Raw genomic sequence first — 18,552 nt, 5'->3', positions numbered from 1 at the left:
CACTTACCCCGCCCGGCGCGTCACCAGGTCCACAAACGCCTTGGCCATGGGCGATTGTTGGTCCTTGCGCTGTACGAGCCAGACCGCGCTCGTGGCGTCGGGATCCAGAAGGGTTCGGTAGACCACCCCGTCGATGCGCATGCGCCGATAGGACGCAGGCAACACGGTGACGCCCAGGCCAGCGGCAACCAGGCCGATGATGGTCATGGCTTCCCCCGCTTCCTGAGTGAACAAGGGGCTGAAGCCCGCCGCCCGTGCCAGATCCATCAGTTGGGCATATAAACCGCTGCCGTACGACCGCGGGAAAAACACGAAAGGCTCCGCCGCCAGTGCCGACAGGTGCAGACCGTTTTCGCTGCCTTGAGCCAACGGATGATCGGCACGAAAGATAGCCACTAACGGCTCGTGCAACAACTCGACGGCAATCAGCGACTCGGGCAACGGCAGCGGGCGCATGATGCCGACCTGCATGGACTCGTCCTCAAGCCCCGCCGCCACTTCCTTGCTGCTCATTTCCCGCAAGGCCAGATGCACCGCCGGGAACCTCTGACGGAAAGCGAAAATCGCCTGGGGGATGCTCGAGGTGAAAGGCGCCGAGGTGGTGAATCCGATCTTCAGTTCCCCCAACTCGCCTAACTGCGCACGCCGGGCCACGTCGGCGGCCTTGTCCACTTGCGCGAGGACCAATCGCGCCTCATCGAGGAATAACCGCCCCGCCTCACTGAGCTCAACGCGACGGTTGGTGCGGTCAAACAGTCGTGCGCCCAATTCGTGCTCCAGCGCCTGAATCTGCTGGCTCAGGGGCGGTTGGGAGATGCCCAGCAACTGCGCGGCGCGACCGAAATGCAGCTCTTCGGCCACCGCGATGAAGTAGCGCAAATGGCGTAATTCCATGGGCTTTCCATTAGGTCGTTTTAGATATCAAACAGGTCGAACAATATATTGGAAAGAATGATTGGCGGACTATATTCTTTTTCTCATTGCCTGATCAAACGCCCTGCGAGGTCCATCGTGAATTCTGCTGTTGCCACCTGCGCCACCACAACGCCCCCTGTCATGGCGGCCGCTGCGCTGGGCGACACCTACATCGAAAAAGGCACACCGATGTTCATGCGCACCGTGCTGGCGTTGTTTGCCGGCGGCTTCGCGACGTTCGCGCTGCTGTACTGCGTGCAGCCGATGATGCCGGTGTTGTCCCGTGAGTTCGCCATCAATGCGGCCCAGAGCAGCCTGATCCTCTCGGTGTCCACCGCGACGCTCGCCTTTGGCCTGTTGATCACCGGGCCGATTTCCGACCGGCTTGGCCGTAAGCCGGTCATGGTGTTGTCGCTGTTTTGTGCCGCCATTTTTACGCTCGCCAGCGGCCTCATGCCGAACTGGGAAGGCGTGCTGGTGACACGCGCATTGGTGGGTCTGTCCCTGAGTGGGCTGGCGGCGGTGGCCATGACCTACCTCAGTGAAGAAATTCACCCCGATCACATCGGTCTGGCGATGGGCCTGTATATCGGCGGCAATGCCATAGGCGGCATGAGCGGCCGTTTGATGACCGGGGTGCTGATCGATTACATCAGTTGGCATGCGGCGATCATGGTGGTGGGCGGGCTATCGCTGATGGCGGCGGCCGTGTTCTGGAGGATTCTTCCACCATCGCGCAACTTTCGCGCTCGCTCGCTGCATCCGCGCAGCCTGCTGGAAGGGTTCGTCATGCAGTTTCGCGACGCCGCCTTGCCGCTGTTGTTCCTCGAAGCCTTTCTGCTGATGGGCAGCTTCGTGACGCTGTTCAATTACATCGGCTACCGCTTGCTGGCCGAGCCTTATCACCTGAGTCAGGCGGTGGTCGGGCTGTTTTCGGTGGTGTACCTGTCGGGCATCTACAGCTCGGCGAAAATCGGTTCACTGGCAGACAGGCTGGGTCGTCGCAAAGTGTTGTGGGCCGTGATCGTGCTCATGCTGATCGGCATCGCCCTGACGATGTTCACGCCACTGACGGTGGTGATCATGGGCGTGCTGTTGTTCACGTTCGGCTTCTTTGGCGCGCACTCGGTGGCCAGCAGCTGGATCGGACGGCGTGCGCTCAAGGCCAGGGGACAGGCGTCTTCGTTATATCTGTTCAGTTATTACGCGGGTTCGAGCATCGCCGGGACCGGCGGCGGGGTGTTCTGGCATTACGGGGGCTGGAACGGCATCGGTCTGTTCATCGGCGCGCTGTTGCTGGTGGCATTGGCCGTGGCATTGCGCCTGGCCAAGCTGCCACCCTTGGCAGTGAGGGTGCAGGCTTAAGAGAGCCGGTGGAGCGAGGCTTGCCCGCGAACACGTCATCCTGAGTCATCAGGAAGCGTGTCACGCGAACACGTTCGCTCCTGCGAGGCCGCTTTTAGCCGTGGTACTTCGCCGACAACTCGTGCACCGCTTCGATGAAGGCACCCGCGTGAGCCGGATCGACTTCTGGCGTGATGCCGTGACCCAGATTGAAAACGTGACCGTCGCCACTGCCGTAGCTTTCGAGGATGCGTGACACTTCGGCGCGAATCGCTTGCGGGCTGGCGTACAGCACCGATGGGTCCATGTTGCCTTGCAGCGCGACCTTGCTCCCCACCCGACGACGGGCGTCACCGATGTTGGTGGTCCAGTCCAGGCCCAGCGCGTCAGCACCGGTGTCGGCCATGCTTTCCAGCCACTGACCACCGCCTTTGGTGAACAGGATGACCGGCACTTTGCGGCCGTCGTTTTCGCGGATCAACCCGTTGACGATCTTCTGCATGTAAGCCAGCGAGAACTCCTGATACGCCGCATCGGAAAGACTGCCACCCCAACTGTCGAAAATCTGCACGGCCTGTGCGCCGGCAAGGATCTGGCCGTTGAGGTACGAAGTCACCGATTGCGCCAGCTTGTCCAGCAGCAGGTGCATGGCCTGTGGGTTTTCGTAGAGCATGGCTTTGGACTTGCGATGGTCTTTCGAGGAGCCGCCTTCGACCATGTAAGTGGCCAGCGTCCACGGGCTGCCCGAGAAACCGATCAACGGTACGCGGCCGTTCAGCTCGCGGCGGATGGTGCTGACGGCATCCATCACGTAACCCAGGTCTTTTTGAGGATCAGGGATGGGCAAGGCTTCGATTTCAGCTAGGGTGTTGACGGTTTTCTTGAAGCGCGGGCCTTCACCGGTCTCGAAATACAAGCCCAACCCCATGGCATCGGGGATGGTCAGAATGTCGGAAAACAGAATGGCGGCGTCCAGCGGATAGCGTTCCAGCGGTTGCAGCGTGACCTCGCAGGCGAACTCCGGGCTCATGCACAAGCTCATGAAGTCCCCGGCCTTGGCGCGGCTGGCCCGGTATTCAGGCAGGTAGCGGCCGGCCTGACGCATCATCCAGACGGGTGTGACGTCTACGGGTTGCTTGAGCAGGGCACGAAGGAAACGGTCGTTCTTCAAGGCAGTCATGTCGGCATCCGCAAAAAAAGTGCGGGCATTTTCTCAGACGCGGACGCAAAAGGCACGGCAAGAGCCGTGCCTTTTATCTATCGTGGCGATTTGTCGCATAAGAACAGCAACACTTCACCCGTTGGAGCGAGGTTTGCCCACGCACGAATGATCTGTTGGAGCGAGGCTTGCCCGCGAAGGGATTCATCAGCCGTAACCTCGGCTGACCGCACCGGCCTCTTCGCGGGCAAGCCACGCTCCAACGGGCTTTGCGTTCAATACCGCTACATCTCTGCTACGACAGCTTCCCCACGTTGGAGCGAGGTTTGTCCACGCACGAATGATCTGTTGGAGCGAGGCTTGCCCGCGAAGGGATTCATGATCCGTAACCTCGGCTGACCGCACCGGCCTCTTCGCGGGCAAGCCGCGCCCCAACGGGCTTTGCGTTCAATACTGTTACATCTCTGCCACGACAGTCTCGCTCCAACAGATTGCGATGGCCCTTTTACACGCCCAGGTAATCCAGGATCCCTTCCGCCGCATTACGGCCTTCGAAGATGGCAGTGACCACCAGATCGGAACCGCGAACCATGTCGCCACCGGCGAAGATTTTCGGGTTGCTGGTCTGATGCTTGAACTGCGCCTGTTCCGGGGCGATGACGCGGCCCTGGCTGTCGGTCTGGATGCTGAACTGCTCGAACCATGGCGCCGGGCTTGGGCGGAAACCGAATGCGATGACCACGGCATCTGCCGGAATGATCTCTTCGGAACCCGGAATCGGCTCAGGGCTGCGACGGCCGCGGGCATCGGGCTCGCCCAGACGGGTCTCGACCACTTTGACGCCTTCGACCCGGTCTTCACCGACGATGGCAATCGGCTGCCGGTTGTAGAGGAACTTCACGCCCTCTTCCTTGGCGTTCTTCACTTCCTTGCGTGAGCCGGGCATGTTTTCTTCGTCGCGGCGATAGGCGCAGGTCACCGACCTGGCGCCCTGGCGAATCGACGTACGGTTGCAGTCCATGGCCGTGTCACCACCGCCCAGGACCACCACTTTTTTACCCTTCATGTCGACGAAGTCTTCCGGGGATTTTTCAAAGCCCAGGTTGCGATTGACGTTGGCAATGAGGAAGTCGAGTGCATCGTGCACACCCGGCAGGTCTTCACCGGCAAAACCGCCTTTCATGTAGGTGTAGGTGCCCATGCCCATGAACACGGCATCGTATTCTTCCAGCAGTTGCTCGATCGTCACGTCCTTGCCGACTTCGGTATTGAGGCGGAACTCGATACCCATGCCGGTGAAGACTTCACGTCGATTGCTCAGCACGGTTTTTTCCAGCTTGAACTCCGGGATACCGAAGGTCAGCAGACCGCCGATTTCCGGGTTCTTGTCGAACACCACCGGAGTCACGCCGCCGCGCACCAACACGTCGGCACAACCCAGGCCCGCCGGGCCGGCGCCGATGATGGCGACGCGCTTGCCGTTGCGCACGACCTTGGACATGTCCGGACGCCAGCCCATGGCGAACGCCGTGTCCGTGATGTATTTCTCCACCGAACCGATGGTCACTGCACCGAAACCGTCGTTCAGGGTACAGGCACCCTCGCACAGGCGGTCCTGCGGGCACACGCGGCCGCAGACTTCCGGCAGGGTGTTGGTCTGGTGCGACAGCTCGGCAGCGGCCAGGATGTTGCCCTCCGCCACCAGCTTGAGCCAGTTGGGGATGAAGTTGTGCACCGGGCACTTCCACTCGCAGTACGGGTTACCACAACCCAGACAGCGGTGGGCCTGATCGGCAGACTGCTGAGGTTTGAAAGGCTCGTAGATTTCCACGAACTCTTTCTTGCGTTGACGCAGCAGTTTCTTCTTCGGGTCTTTGCGCCCGACATCGAGGAATTGAAAGTCGTTACTGAGACGTTCGGCCATTCTCTGGAACCTCTACACGACAGCTTCAGGCTTTGGACCTGAAGCTGCAGGAATCATATTCGCAGGCAAATCACGCGCTGCTGTTCACGTGCGGCATGAAACATGCCGCGGGTAGCTGCAGTTACTGCGGATTTGCTCGAGTGCTGGAAAGCAAGGATTTCAGCGTCGCAGCCTTGGGTTTGACCATCCAGAAGCGGCGCAGGTAATCGTCCAGATTTTCCCAGACGTTACGGCCCCACTCGCTGTCGGTTTCCTCGACATACTCGGCCAGAACACGCTCCAGATGGCTGCGATAGGCTTCCATCGACTCGCCGCTGATGCGCTGGATTTCAACCAGTTCGTGGTTGACCCGGTCAACGAAGGTGTTGTCCAGGTCCAGCACGTAGGCGAAACCACCGGTCATGCCGGAGCCGAAGTTATAGCCTGTCTTGCCCAGGACGCAGACGAAACCGCCAGTCATGTATTCGCAGCAGTGATCCCCCGTGCCTTCCACAATCGTGTGAGCACCGGAGTTCCGCACGGCGAAACGCTCGCCCGCCGTACCGGCCGCGAACAGCTTGCCGCCGGTTGCGCCGTACAAACAGGTGTTGCCGATGATGGCGCTTTCCTGAGTCTTGAACGGGCTGCCCTTGGGCGGAACGATGACCAGCTTGCCCGCCGTCATGCCTTTGCCGACGTAGTCGTTGGCGTCGCCTTCCAGGTACATGTTCAGGCCACCCGCGTTCCACACGCCGAAGCTCTGCCCTGCCGTGCCTTTGAAGCGGAACGTGATCGGTGCCTTGTTCATGCCCTGGTTGCCGTGCAGCTTGGCGATTTCACCGGAAATCCGCGCGCCGATGGACCGGTCGCAGTTGCAAATGTCCATGGCGAACTCGCCACCGCTCAGGCTTTCAATGGCCGGCTTGGCCATTTCCACCATGCGCTCGGCCATCAAACCCTTGTCGAACGGCGGGTTGCGGTCCACAAGGCTGAACTGAGGCTTGTCAGCGGGAATGTGGTCACTGCCCAACAGGGGCGTCAGGTCCAGATGCTGCTGCTTGGCGGTTTGGCCCGGCAGGATGTCCAGCAGATCAGTACGACCGATCAGCTCTTCCAGGGAACGCACGCCCAGCCTGGCCAGCCATTCGCGGGTTTCTTCGGCCACGTAGGTGAAGAAGTTGATCACCATATCGACAGTGCCGATGTAGTGATCCTTGCGCAGCTTCTCGTTCTGGGTGGCAACACCGGTGGCGCAGTTGTTCAAGTGGCAGATGCGCAGGTATTTGCAGCCCAGCGCGATCATCGGTGCGGTACCGAAGCCGAAGCTTTCGGCCCCGAGAATCGCCGCCTTGATCACGTCCAGACCGGTTTTCAGACCACCGTCGGTCTGCACCCGGACCTTGCCGCGCAGGTCGTTGCCGCGCAGGGTCTGGTGGGTTTCAGCCAGGCCGAGTTCCCACGGAGCGCCCGCGTACTTGATGGATGACAATGGCGATGCGCCGGTGCCGCCGTCATAACCGGAAATGGTGATCAGGTCGGCGTAAGCCTTGGCCACACCCGCCGCAATCGTACCGACGCCCGCTTCAGCCACCAGCTTGACCGAGACCAGCGCAGCGGGGTTGACCTGCTTGAGGTCGAAAATCAGCTGCGACAAGTCTTCGATGGAATAGATGTCGTGGTGCGGCGGCGGCGAAATCAGCGTCACCCCCGGCACGGCATAGCGCAGCTTGGCGATCAGACCGTTGACCTTGCCGCCCGGCAGCTGCCCGCCCTCGCCCGGCTTGGCGCCCTGGGCGACCTTGATCTGCAGGACATCGGCATTGACCAGGTATTCCGGCGTGACACCGAAGCGACCGGTCGCGATCTGCTTGATCTTGGAGCTGCGGATGGTGCCGTAGCGCGCCGGATCTTCGCCGCCCTCACCAGAGTTGGAGCGTGCACCCAACCGGTTCATGGCTTCGGCCAGTGCTTCGTGAGCTTCCGGCGACAACGCCCCCAGCGAGATACCCGCCGAGTCGAAGCGCTTGAGAATTTCACTCAACGGTTCGACTTCATCAATGGCCATCGGCGTTTCGAGCGTCTTGACCTGAAACAGGTCGCGAATCATCGACACCGGACGGTTGTCCACCAGCGCGGTGTATTCCTTGAACTTGCTGTAGTCGCCTTGTTGCACGGCGGCTTGCAGCATGCTCACCACGTCCGGGTTGTAGGCGTGGTATTCGCCGCCGAACACGAACTTGAGCAGGCCGCCTTGCTGGATTGGCTTGCGCGGGCTCCAGGCTTCGGCGGCCAGGGCTTTCTGCTCGGCTTCCAGATCGACGAAGCGCGCGCCCTTGATGCGACTTGGCACGCCACGGAAACTCAGGTCGCAGACCGCCTCGGACAAGCCAATGGCTTCGAACAGCTGCGCGCCACGGTACGACGTGATGGTCGAGATGCCCATCTTCGAGAGGATCTTGAGCAGACCTTTGGTGATGCCCTTGCGGTAGTTCTTGAACACCTCGTAGAGGTCGCCCAGCACTTCACCGGTACGGATCAGATCGCCCAGCACTTCGTAGGCCAGGAACGGATAGACCGCCGAGGCGCCAAAACCGATCAACACGGCGAAATGGTGCGGATCGCGAGCCGTCGCGGTTTCGACCAGAATGTTGCTGTCGCAGCGCAGACCTTTTTCAACCAGACGATGGTGAACAGCGCCGACAGCCAGGGACGCATGAGCCGGCAACTTGCCCGGCGCAATATGACGGTCGGTCAGAACGATCTGGGTACGACCGGCGCGCACGGCCTCTTCAGCCTGATCAGCGATGTTGCGCACGGCGGCTTCCAGGCCGATGTGCTCGTCGTAGTTCAGGTCGATGATCTGCCGCTCGAACCCCGGACGCTCCAGGGTCATGAGCGAGCGCCACTTGGCCGGGGAAATGACCGGCGAGCTGAGGATCACGCGGGAAGCGTGCTCGGGCGATTCCTGAAAAATGTTGCGCTCGGCACCGAGGCAGATTTCCAGGGACATGACGATGGCTTCACGCAGCGGGTCGATCGGCGGGTTGGTAACCTGCGCGAACTGCTGGCGGAAGTAGTCGTAAGGCGAACGCACACGTTGGGACAGCACCGCCATTGGCGTGTCATCGCCCATGGAGCCGACCGCTTCCTGGCCTTGCTCACCCAACGGACGCAGCACCTGATCACGCTCTTCAAAGGTGACCTGGTACATCTTCATGTACTGCTTGAGCTGGTCGGCATTGTAGAAAGCCGAGCCATGATCGTTGTCTTCGATGGTCGCCTGAATGCGCAAGGCGTTCTTGCGCAGCCATTGCTTGTACGGATGACGCGACTTCAAGCGGTTGTCGATGGCGTCGGTGTCCAGAATCTGGCCGGTTTCGGTGTCCACGGCAAAGATCTGACCCGGCCCGACACGGCCCTTGGCGATGACGTCTTCAGGCTTGTAGTCCCACACGCCGATTTCCGACGCCAGGGTGATGTAGCCGTTTTTGGTGGTCACCCAGCGCGCCGGGCGCAGACCGTTACGGTCCAGCAGGCAGACCGCGTGGCGACCTTCGGTCATCACGACGCCCGCCGGGCCGTCCCACGGTTCCATGTGCATGGAGTTGTACTCATAGAACGCCCGCAGATCGGGGTCCATGGTCTCGACGTTCTGCCACGCAGGCGGAATGATCATGCGCACGCCACGGAACAGGTCGATGCCGCCGGTTACCATCAGCTCAAGCATGTTGTCCATGCTCGACGAGTCGGAGCCTACGCGGTTGACCAGTGGGCCCAGCTCGTCGAGGTCCGGCATCAAATCGTTGGCGAACTTGGTGCGACGGGCCTGAGCCCAGTTGCGGTTGCCGGTAATGGTGTTGATCTCGCCGTTGTGGGCGAGAAAGCGGAACGGCTGCGCCAGCGGCCATTTCGGCAGCGTGTTGGTGGAGAAGCGCTGGTGGAAAACGCAAATCGCGGTTTGCAGGCGTTCGTCGCTCAGGTCCGGGAAAAATGCCGTCAGGTCGCGCGGCATCATCAGACCTTTATAGATGATGGTCTTGTGGGAAAAGCTGCAGATGTAGTGGTCGGTGTCCTCAGCGTTGGACACCGACGAGCGGCGACGGGCGCTGAACAGCTTGATCGCCATTTCCTGATCGCTCAGGCCTTCACCGCCAATAAACACCTGCTCGATTTTCGGCAGGCGCTCCAGGGCAAGACGCCCCAGTACGCTGGTATCGACAGGCACCTGGCGCCAGCCGATCAACGTCAGGCCAGCGGCGAGGATTTCACGGTTCATGTTCTCGCGGGCCGCATCGGCCCGGGCGTCATCCTGATTGAGGAAGACCATGCCCACGGCATACTGACCGGGCAACTCGCTGCCGAAATGCTCTTTGGCAGTGGCGCGCAGGAAGGCGTCCGGCTTTTGAATCAACAGCCCGCAGCCGTCGCCGGTCTTGCCGTCAGCGTTGATACCGCCACGGTGGGTCATGCAGGTCAGGGCCTGGATGGCCGTCTGCAACAGGTGATGACTGGGCTCGCCTTGCATATGGGCGATCAGGCCGAAACCACAGTTATCCTTGAATTCATCTGGATGGTACAGACCTGCTTTCATAGACACTTTCTCACCAGGCTGCCTCTGTTCGAGGCAAATTTCTTTTCAATTCAACCCGTTACATCTCGCGCTGGACGTACGCCAGCTTTGCGGGAGCAAAAGGGAGGTCATTGTACACACCGACACAAAGCCTCACAAATTTAACGACGAACAGTCGAAAATTCATGTCGCATTTATGAAGGTTTATAGCGAGATGTTGTGCTAGTCAAAATCTTTTTGTGAGATTGACCGGGCACCCTGAAATATCAATGCATCTGCGACGCAGACAGCACAACGCGCGCTGCCGTTGGGGCAGCACGCTTGAGCATTAAACAGGGTTGCTGGGTGAGCGGCCTGGATAAGGCCGCTGCGACATCAGCGGGTAGCGCCGAGCTCCTGTTGGATGCTGGCGACGGTACGAGGCCAAGGTTTACCAGCCTGAACCTTGGCTGGCAATACCTTGATAGCGGCAAGGGCAGCCGCGCGATCAGAAAAGTTACCGTAAGTGATCACATACAACGGCTTGCCTTGCAGTGTTTTCTTGAAATAACGGTACTCACCGCCATGCTCCGCAACATACGCCTGAGCGGTGGCTTCAGAACTGGTGCCGAGGATCTGCACAACGTAATGGCCCGGCGCCTGACTGCTGTACCAAGTGCCGCCAGCGGCTGGCTTGGCAGCGGCGGGGGCAGGTTTGGCTGTAGCGACCTGTACTGGTGCCGGTGCCGGAGCAGCAGGCTTGGCTGCCGGCGTAGCCGGTTTTGGCACAGCGGCCGCCGCCGCTGGAGGCGGCGTAATGGAAGAACGCGGTGCCGCAGGGGTGGCCTCTTCACCCGCAGGTGGCGCAGTGGTGGTAACCGTCGGTGGCTGGGCAACGGACGAGACCGGCACGCCGTCATCATCACCATCACCTGTGCCCGCTGCTTCGGCCAAAGGACCGCGCATCACCGGTTGCGAATTACCGCCCAAAGGCAAAGGCACTGGCTGTGAATTGCCGGCAAACTCAATGGCCGGTGCGCCATTGTTCGATTGCTGCGTGGCGGGAGTGCCCTGCCCCAAAGGCAGTTGTGCCTGGGCATTGGCGGGCGGTGTAGCAGGCGCGGTGGTATTGGTGCCGCGGCCAGGGATCAGCACGGCGGCCAACACGCCTACCGCGACAACCGCCCCCAAAGCCAATACGTGTTTCTTCGGCATCTTGAACCCCATACTTGGACGCTTGACCGCCGTACGACTGGCGATCATCGCTTCAATCATTGAATCCCGGGCGACCTGGTTAATCGCACCAGGCCAACCATTGGAATGCTCGTGAATATCGGTGATCTGCTGGGCCGAAAACAGCTCGATACCCTGTCCGGCGCCTTCGAGCCGTTGCGCCAGGTACTCCCGGGTTTCGTCCTCGGAGTAAGGCTCAAGCTCGATGACGTGAAAACGCTCACCCTCGACTTCTGAATCGGCACAGAGCTGTTCCAGGCGGTCAATCAGCGAGGCTTCCCCGAACAGAAACACATGAGGACGACCTTCAGGCGTGCCCTCGGCCAGACCCAGCAATGCTTCGAGTGCGGATTCGCCAAGTTGTTCGGCATCATCCACCAACAAATAGACTTCCTGCCCCGTCAGCGCCAACTGCACGATCTGGGAAAGAATGGCGCGCATCTCGGCCTGGGAAACGCTGAGTGCTTGCGCAACCTGTCGCAACACCCCGGCAGCGTCGCTGGCGCCACGGGCGGAAACGACAACGCTTTGCACCGATTGCTTGTTGGTGCTCGCGACGAGCGCCTGACGCAACAGGGTCTTGCCACTGCCCTGCGGCCCGGTCACGGCCAGCAACAACTGGCTGTAACGGGCCAGATGATGGAGCTGCCCCAGCACCGGCTTGCGCTGGGCAGGGAAAAACTTGAAGCCAGGCACCCGCGCTGCAAAGGGGTCATGACTCAACTGGTAATGGCCGAGGAAGGCCTCGTCCGCGTGCAAACTAGTCATGGATTTTTCATTAACCTCTGAGCTGATCCACGAGAGCGCGGTAATCCGCAACCAGCGTGGCCTGTAATACTTCTTTCGGATAATCGTCGGTGATCACCGCTTCGCCGATCCGGCGTAGCAACACCAGACGCAGACGACCGTCGATCACTTTTTTGTCGATTGCCATGTGTTCAAGAAAATTGTCTTCGGTCATTTCTTCAGGCGGCGATACCGGCAGACCGGCACGCTGGAACAGCCGAATACCGCGATCACGCTCAGCCGTGGTGATCCAGCCCAGGCGCGAGGACATTTCCAGCGCCATGACCGTACCCGCCGCAACGGCTTCACCGTGCAGCCACACGCCATAGCCCATGTGGGTCTCAATGGCGTGGCCAAAGGTATGGCCAAGATTGAGCGTGGCCCGCACGCCCGATTCACGTTCGTCAGCGCCGACCACCAACGCCTTGGCAGCGCACGAACGCGCAATCGCGGTGGTCAACGCAACCTGATCCAGGCCGCGCAGCCGGTCGACATTGTCTTCGAGCCAGGTGAGGAACGGCTCATCGCAGATCAAGCCATATTTGATGACTTCAGCCAGCCCCGCCGAAAGCTCGCGCTCGGGCAAGGTGTTGAGCGTCGTGGTATCGATGAGGACAACGCCGGGCTGATAAAACGCACCCACCATGTTTTTGCCCAGCGGATGGTTGATGCCGGTCTTGCCGCCCACCGACGAATCCACTTGCGACAACAGCGTCGTCGGGATCTGGATGAAATTCACGCCACGCTGATAGCAGGCGGCTGCAAAGCCCGCCATGTCGCCGATGACACCGCCGCCCAGCGCGATAACCGTCGTGCGGCGATCATGGCGGGCAGTGAGCAGCGCATCGAAAATAGTCTGCAGGGTTTCCCAGTTCTTGAAGGCTTCGCCATCGGGAAGCACAACCGGCAACACGTTATAGCCGCTCAGGGTGTGCGTCAGGCGCTCAAGGTAAAGGGGCGCAACGGTGGCATTGGAAACAATGGCGACCTGTCGGCCAACAATGTGCGGCGCCAGCAATTCAGGGTTATCCAGCAAGCCTTCGCCAATGTGAATCGGGTAGCTTCGGTCGCCAAGCTCGACCTTGAGTGTCTGCATGTGTCCCCGCATTGATTACCGAATGAGTGTTCGCGCCGCATTTTGGCGCTCACGTAAAAACCGGCACAAGGCCTTTTCTCGCCCCTGTTTCTGTGGTCGTCGAGAATAGCGCATTTCCGTCTGCGCTTTAACGGGGAGAAAGCTCTGCCAGGCGAGCCAGGATCTCAATCACCACCATTCGCGGTGGCCGCTCGTCGGTTTCGATCACGATATCCGCGATTTCCCGGTAAAGCGGATCACGAATCGCCAGCAGATCGTTGAGCACCTGGGCTGGATTACCCGTGCGCAACAGTGGCCGATTGCGATCACGGGCCGTGCGTCCGACTTGCTGCTCGACCGACGCGTGCAGGTAGACCACCCGACCGCCAGCGTGCAACGCCTGGCGGTTTTCGGCACGCATCACAGCGCCACCACCGGTCGCCAGGACAATACCGTCACTGTCGCACAGCTCGGCAATCATCGCTTGCTCGCGGTCGCGAAAGCCGGGTTCGCCTTCCTTGTCGAAGATCCATGGGATGTTCGCGCCGGTCCGCAGCTCAATCTCCTTGTCGGAGTCCTTGAACGGCAGTCTCAGCTCTTTGGCCAGCAAACGCCCGATGGTGCTTTTGCCAGCGCCCATCGGTCCCACAAGAATTAAATTTCGCACAGAATCAACGACTCACCGCAATCGCCTGGTTGTTCATGATACGCGGAGTGAGGAACACCAACAGCTCGGTTTTTTCCTCCGAAATCACATCGCGCCGGAAAAGGCGGCCAACATACGGCACATCGCCCAGAAATGGCACCTTGTCGACGGTTTTACTTTGCGTATTGGAGAACACACCACCGATCACGATGGTCTCGCCGTCGGATACCAGTACCTTGGCATTAACCTCGTTTTTCTTGATCGGGGGTACGTTATTGACCATGTTCAGGTAGTCCGGCTCATCCTTGGTGACCCTGACCGCCATGATGATGCGGTTGTCCGGGGTGATCTGCGGGGTGACCTCAAGTGACAGGGAAGCCTCCTTGAAAGAGACCGACGTGGCACCACTGGAGCTGGATTCCTGATAGGGAATTTCCGTGCCCTTGAGGATTTTGGCCGTTTCCTTGTCGGACGTGACGACCTTGGGCTGAGAAACTATCTCACCGTTGCCGGTCTTCTCCATGGCGCTGAGTTCAAGGTCAAGCAAGGTATTGTCGGTGAGGAACGAGATGCCGATCCCGGATGTGGCATCGCTGGCACCCAGGTCTACGTACGGCGAACTGGTGCTCTGGCCGGTCTGGGTCGACGACGTGGCCGTGCCACCGCTGGTCGTGAAGTTGCCGTTGGTGCTCGAACCACCCCAACGCACGCCAAGGGCTTTGTCGTAACCCACCGTGGCCTCGACGATCCGCGCTTCGATCATGACCTGGCGTACCGGAATGTCCAGCTGCGACACAATGCGGCGCAGCTCGTCCAGGCGATCCTGAGTCTGATAGGCAATGATGTTGTTGGTGCGGTCATCGACGGTAATGGAGCCGCGCTCGTCTGCCTTGGCCTCGGCGTTGGTCACTGACTGGAACAGCTTGGCAATGTCGGCCGCCTTGGCGTAGTTCACCTGCAGGACTTCACGACGCAATGGCGCCAGCTCGGCAATCTGCTTGAGCGACTCCATTTCCTGCCGCTCCCGGGCCGCGATCTCGTCCGCGGGCGCGACCAGCAGGACATTACCGATCTTGCGCTTATCAAGGCCTTTGGTTTTCAGCACCAGATCCAGCGCCTGATCCCAGGGCACGTTCTGCAAGCGCAGGGTGATACCACCCTGAACCGTGTCACTGGCAACCAGATTGAGGTTGGTGAAATCCGCGATCAGTTGCAGCACCGACCGCACATCGATGTCCTGGAAGTTCAGTGACAGCTTTTCACCGGTGTAGACCGGTTTTTCAGCGCTGCGACGGTCCAGGTCTTCGTGGGTCAGCGGACGCACACTGATGGTCAGCTTGTTCTCGGTCTGATAAGCCGAATAATCGAAAGCACCGGACGGCTCGATACTGACGGTGGCTTTATCACCGGAAACACTGGAATTGATGAACTGCACGGGCGTGGCGAAGTCCTTCACGTCCAGGCGCAGACGGAGTTTTTCCGGTAACTGAGTCTTGGGAAACTCAACGCGAATCCTGCCGCCCTGCTCCTGAATATCGGGCGCGATGCCGGGGTCTGTCAGCTCGATGACGACATTGCCTTCACCCAACTCGCCGCGCTGAAAATCGACACTCTTGATCGCCTTCCCCACCGGCACATAGGGCCTGACAGGGCTGGCGGGCGGGACAGCCACCCGTGTAGCGCCCTGGGCCGTGGAAGGCTGGGACGCCTGGACAGCCGAAGCGCCCTGGCCCACGACCACGAACAGGGTGTTGCCCTCGACACGGGAGCTGTAAGGCGTCAGCGTCGTCAGGTTGATGATGACGCGGGTTCGATCCTTGGCCTCGATGACCACCACGCTGCGTGCATTGCCCGTGCCCAGGTCATGAGTCTTGGTCGCCAACTGGCTGGTGACACCCGGCAGGTCCAGGGCGATGCGCGCTGGCTGGTCGGTGGTATAGCCACGCGGCGCAGGAACCGGGGCGTCGAACGTCAACTTGAGTTCGACCCGGTCTCCCGGCAGCGCAGCGACGTCCAGCGTTTTGAGGTTGGCCGCCTGGAGAATCGACGACGTCATCGCAATCCATAGCGACATGCCGATAATCGAGAGAATCCTAGTCATGTTCAATTCCGTCCTGCTGACACAAGGGTCTGTTGCGTGCTTGGCTTTGCCCACTTCATGAGCGCTCTTTCAGGGAAATACTGCGCGGCCTTTCCAACCATGCCCCCTCTCCGTCAGGAACTATTTCAACGACATCGACCTGTGATTCGTTGATTGAAATGATCCGACCGTTATTACGCCCGAGATAATCCCCTACTTTTACCCGGTGAACACCTCCGGCGCCCTTGAGCAGCGCAAAGGTACCGGAGTCGTTGGCCATGGTACCTACCATTTCGAACGACTCGATATTGAATCCTTCAAGAAACTGCCGGGGCCGTGCTTCATCCGGCTTGACCAGACGCGAGCCTTTCGGGCGGTTGACCCGATCGATCTTGAGGGGCGGCTGAAACGGGCTGCGCAAACTCGCGGCGTTGTAGGTGAACACCTCGTAAGGGCGAAACTTGGGCAACGGCTCGATAGTGCCCGAAGGCCGCGCCCGGGCATCGTCCATGAAACCGGTCAGGTCGGTGAAGTTATCATTACCGTCGCAACCGGCCAGGCTTATCAGCACCGTGACGATGAACAGCAGTCGCGGCGGCCTCATTTCTTCAACCCTTGATCGTTATAGCGGTAAGTCTTGGCCAGAATGCTCATGCGCAACCGGGTGGGGTTCTTGGGGTCCACTGGCTTGATGTCGAAATCATGCAGCGTGACGATACGTGGCAGGCTCGCCACCCCGCTGGCGAAGGATGCCAGGTCGTGGTACGCACCGACCACGGTGATTTGTATCGGCAGTTCGATATAGAACTGCTGGGCCTCTTCAGGGAGCAGTTTGATCTCTTCGAATTCGAGCCCGCTGCTCAAACCGGTACGGGTGATATCTTCCAGCAGGCCCGGCACCTCGGTGTCGCTGGGCAACTGACGAAGCAAGGCCCCGAAGGTGTTTTCCATCTCGGCCATCTGGGTCTTGTAGGGCGCCAGGTTCGCCGCCTGGAATGCCTTGGTGGTGAACTGCTCTTTAAGCGTGGTTTCGTTGGCACGCGCTGCATCGAGCTGCACTTCCAGGTCCTGGATGAAAAAGAAGTACCCCAGGGCCAGCACCACCACCAGCAGGAGCACCCCGGAAATGCCCTTGACCGCAGCAGGCCAGGACCCGATGTTGTTCAGGTCAAGCTCGCTGATATCAATCCGGCGCAACCCTTCCAGGGATTCAGAAAGATTCATGGCTTGTCTCCTTCAATCGCCGGTTGCGTCTGGCGCACGGTCAACTGGAAAACGTTGGCTCGATCTACCGGGCTGTCGGCATTGGCTTTGACCTCGTTCAGGACCGGAGCGTCCAGCCAGTCGGACGCATCGAGATTACGCATCAGGTCCGAGACACGATTGTTGGACTCTGCCGCCCCGCTGATGCTGATCAACTGACCGGCCATTTTCACTTCGGAAAAATACACGCCATCCGGCAAGGTCCGCGCCATCTGATCGAAGATGCGACCGATGATCGGCCGATTACCTTGCAGGTCCTGAATGATTTTCATGCGTTCGAGTAGCTGCTTGCGGCGCGCACGCAATTCGCTGATTTCCTTGATGCGGCCATCCAGCTGGACAATTTCCTTTTGAATGAAAGCATTGCGCGCGAGCTGATGCGTCACAGCCCGGCTGACGTATTGATCGAACAGCAACAGCGCGCCCACTGCGATGACCAGGACGCCGACCAACGCCGTCAGGAAGCGTTTCTTGCGCTCTTCGCGAAGCTGTTCGCGCCAGGGAAGAAGGTTGATCCGGGCCATCAGTCGAAACTCCTCAAGGCCAGACCGCAGGCAATCATCAAGGCGGGCGCATCACTGGCCAGGGCACCGGCGTTGACCTTGGCGCTCAGCGCCATGTCAGCAAACGGGTTGGCGACCAGGGTCGGCGTGCCGACGCGCTGTTGAATCAGGTGATCGAGGCCGGCAATCGAGGCCGTGCCGCCGGCCAGCATGATGTAGTCAACGGTGTTGTACTGCCCGGCAGCGAAGAAAAACTGCAGCGAGCGGGTGACTTGCTGAACCACTGCGTCCTTGAACGGCTGCAATACCTCGGTGTTGTAGTCATCCGGCAGGCCGCCCTGTTTCTTGGCCAGCCCGGCCTCTTCCATCGAAAGCCCGTACCGACGCTGAATCTCTTCGGTGAGCTGGCGGCCGCCGAACAGTTGTTCGCGGGTATAGATGATGCGGCCGTTGTGCAACACACTCAGGGTGGTCATGGTGGCGCCGATATCGACGACAGCCACCGTCAATTTGTCGTGACCATTGCCCAACTGAGCAGACAACAGGCCGAAGGCACGCTCCAGCGCGTAGGCTTCGACATCGACGACTTTGGCATTGAGCCCGGCCAGCGCCAGAGCCGCTTCGCGGACTTCGACGTTTTCCTTGCGACAGGCGGCAAGCAGCACTTCGACACGCTCGGGATTGCGCACCGAATAGCCCTGGACTTCGAAATCGATGGCGACTTCTTCAAGCGGGTAAGGAATGTACTGATCCGCTTCGAGCTTGAGCTGGTTTTCCATGTCGTCATCGGAAAGGCCAGCGTCCATCTCGATCGTCTTGGTGATGACCGCCGAACCCGCCACGGCAAGGGCTACGCCTCGGACATTGGTCTTGGCCTTGACCAGAACGCGAGACAGCGCCTGACCGACACCTTCGAGCTCGGCGATATTTTTTTCGACCACGGCATTCGCCGGGAGCGGCTCGACCGCGTAAGACTCAACCTTGTATCGGTTGCCGGAACGACTCAACTCAAGGAGTTTTACCGAGGTGGAGCTTATATCGATCCCTAGAAGGGTGTTGGCCTTCTTACTGAAGAGTTCGAACACAACCTAATTCC

Annotated in this window: 13 protein-coding genes; 1 reads left to right on the top strand and 12 read right to left on the bottom strand. The window is 60.0% G+C overall.

Annotated elements, in window-relative coordinates:
- Nucleotides 1-3: 3 nt before the first annotated feature.
- Nucleotides 4-894, bottom strand: a complete 891-nt coding sequence (locus ACP7B0_RS15620; protein WP_426142305.1) for a LysR substrate-binding domain-containing protein — start codon at nucleotides 892-894, stop codon at nucleotides 4-6.
- Between the two features lie 162 nt (nucleotides 895-1,056).
- Between ACP7B0_RS15620 and ACP7B0_RS15615 the strand changes: the two genes are divergently transcribed.
- Nucleotides 1,057-2,280, top strand: coding sequence for an MFS transporter (locus tag ACP7B0_RS15615; RefSeq protein WP_426142390.1), 1,224 nt, complete (start codon nucleotides 1,057-1,059; stop codon nucleotides 2,278-2,280).
- Nucleotides 2,281-2,374: 94 nt separating this feature from the next.
- Here the strand turns inward: ACP7B0_RS15615 and hemE are convergent, their stop codons facing one another.
- From hemE to ACP7B0_RS15560, 11 genes are all read right to left on the bottom strand, one after another.
- Entirely contained in the window at nucleotides 2,375-3,439 is a 1,065-nt protein-coding gene (gene hemE / locus ACP7B0_RS15610; RefSeq protein WP_426142304.1) for a uroporphyrinogen decarboxylase, read from the bottom strand.
- A 484-nt stretch (nucleotides 3,440-3,923) separates the two neighbouring features.
- Nucleotides 3,924-5,342 carry an FAD-dependent oxidoreductase gene (locus ACP7B0_RS15605; protein ID WP_426142303.1) on the bottom strand — a complete coding sequence of 473 codons (1,419 nt, stop codon included), beginning with the start codon at nucleotides 5,340-5,342 and terminating at the stop codon, nucleotides 3,924-3,926.
- A gap of 121 nt (nucleotides 5,343-5,463) precedes the next feature.
- On the bottom strand, nucleotides 5,464-9,912 hold the full coding sequence (gene gltB, locus ACP7B0_RS15600) for a glutamate synthase large subunit (RefSeq protein ID WP_426142302.1): 4,449 nt from the start codon (nucleotides 9,910-9,912) through the stop codon (nucleotides 5,464-5,466).
- A 354-nt stretch (nucleotides 9,913-10,266) separates the two neighbouring features.
- The gene (locus ACP7B0_RS15595; protein ID WP_426142301.1) at nucleotides 10,267-11,871 is read right to left on the bottom strand and encodes an AAA family ATPase; all 1,605 of its coding nucleotides are present in this window, start codon (nucleotides 11,869-11,871) and stop codon (nucleotides 10,267-10,269) included.
- Between the two features lie 10 nt (nucleotides 11,872-11,881).
- A complete protein-coding gene (gene aroB, locus ACP7B0_RS15590; RefSeq protein WP_426142300.1) occupies nucleotides 11,882-12,985 on the bottom strand; it encodes a 3-dehydroquinate synthase in 1,104 nt (367 codons plus the stop codon).
- Nucleotides 12,986-13,112: 127 nt separating this feature from the next.
- Nucleotides 13,113-13,631 (bottom strand): shikimate kinase AroK, encoded by a 519-nt coding sequence (gene aroK, locus ACP7B0_RS15585; RefSeq protein WP_426142299.1) that lies wholly within the window; start codon nucleotides 13,629-13,631, stop codon nucleotides 13,113-13,115.
- 4 nt (nucleotides 13,632-13,635) lie between these two features.
- Nucleotides 13,636-15,711, bottom strand: coding sequence for a type IV pilus secretin PilQ (pilQ, locus tag ACP7B0_RS15580; protein WP_426142298.1), 2,076 nt, complete (start codon nucleotides 15,709-15,711; stop codon nucleotides 13,636-13,638).
- 55 nt (nucleotides 15,712-15,766) lie between these two features.
- Nucleotides 15,767-16,294 (bottom strand): pilus assembly protein PilP, encoded by a 528-nt coding sequence (locus ACP7B0_RS15575; RefSeq protein ID WP_426142297.1) that lies wholly within the window; start codon nucleotides 16,292-16,294, stop codon nucleotides 15,767-15,769.
- Nucleotides 16,291-16,914, bottom strand: coding sequence for a type 4a pilus biogenesis protein PilO (gene pilO / locus ACP7B0_RS15570; protein ID WP_426142296.1), 624 nt, complete (start codon nucleotides 16,912-16,914; stop codon nucleotides 16,291-16,293). Before pilO ends, ACP7B0_RS15575 begins: the two co-directional genes overlap by 4 nt.
- The gene (locus ACP7B0_RS15565; RefSeq protein WP_426142295.1) at nucleotides 16,911-17,477 is read right to left on the bottom strand and encodes a PilN domain-containing protein; all 567 of its coding nucleotides are present in this window, start codon (nucleotides 17,475-17,477) and stop codon (nucleotides 16,911-16,913) included. The genes pilO and ACP7B0_RS15565 overlap by 4 nt, the downstream gene beginning before the upstream one ends.
- Complete coding sequence (locus ACP7B0_RS15560) at nucleotides 17,477-18,541, bottom strand: pilus assembly protein PilM (RefSeq protein ID WP_426142294.1); 1,065 nt, start codon at nucleotides 18,539-18,541, stop codon at nucleotides 17,477-17,479. Before ACP7B0_RS15560 ends, ACP7B0_RS15565 begins: the two co-directional genes overlap by 1 nt.
- Nucleotides 18,542-18,552: the final 11 nt, after the last annotated feature.

Origin of the sequence: Pseudomonas sp. DWP3-1-2 (genome assembly GCF_049896285.1) — a bacterium.
Classification (GTDB): Bacteria; Pseudomonadota; Gammaproteobacteria; order Pseudomonadales; family Pseudomonadaceae; genus Aquipseudomonas.
Note: the sequence above shows the minus strand (reverse complement) of the source record. Positions and strands in the feature narration are given on the sequence as shown.

Excerpts from the sequence above, each read along its gene's own strand:
- pilQ (WP_426142298.1), bottom strand. The coding sequence starts at position 15,711 with ATGACTAGGATTCTCTCGATTATCGGCATGTCGCTATGGATTGCGATG.
- ACP7B0_RS15595 (WP_426142301.1), bottom strand. The coding sequence starts at position 11,871 with ATGACTAGTTTGCACGCGGACGAGGCCTTCCTCGGCCATTACCAGTTG.
- gltB (WP_426142302.1), bottom strand. The coding sequence starts at position 9,912 with ATGAAAGCAGGTCTGTACCATCCAGATGAATTCAAGGATAACTGTGGT.
- ACP7B0_RS15565 (WP_426142295.1), bottom strand. The coding sequence starts at position 17,477 with ATGGCCCGGATCAACCTTCTTCCCTGGCGCGAACAGCTTCGCGAAGAG.
- pilO (WP_426142296.1), bottom strand. The coding sequence starts at position 16,914 with ATGAATCTTTCTGAATCCCTGGAAGGGTTGCGCCGGATTGATATCAGC.
- ACP7B0_RS15620 (WP_426142305.1), bottom strand. The coding sequence starts at position 894 with ATGGAATTACGCCATTTGCGCTACTTCATCGCGGTGGCCGAAGAGCTG.
- aroB (WP_426142300.1), bottom strand. The coding sequence starts at position 12,985 with ATGCAGACACTCAAGGTCGAGCTTGGCGACCGAAGCTACCCGATTCAC.
- ACP7B0_RS15605 (WP_426142303.1), bottom strand. The coding sequence starts at position 5,342 with ATGGCCGAACGTCTCAGTAACGACTTTCAATTCCTCGATGTCGGGCGC.
- ACP7B0_RS15615 (WP_426142390.1), top strand. The coding sequence starts at position 1,057 with ATGGCGGCCGCTGCGCTGGGCGACACCTACATCGAAAAAGGCACACCG.
- hemE (WP_426142304.1), bottom strand. The coding sequence starts at position 3,439 with ATGACTGCCTTGAAGAACGACCGTTTCCTTCGTGCCCTGCTCAAGCAA.
- ACP7B0_RS15575 (WP_426142297.1), bottom strand. The coding sequence starts at position 16,294 with ATGAGGCCGCCGCGACTGCTGTTCATCGTCACGGTGCTGATAAGCCTG.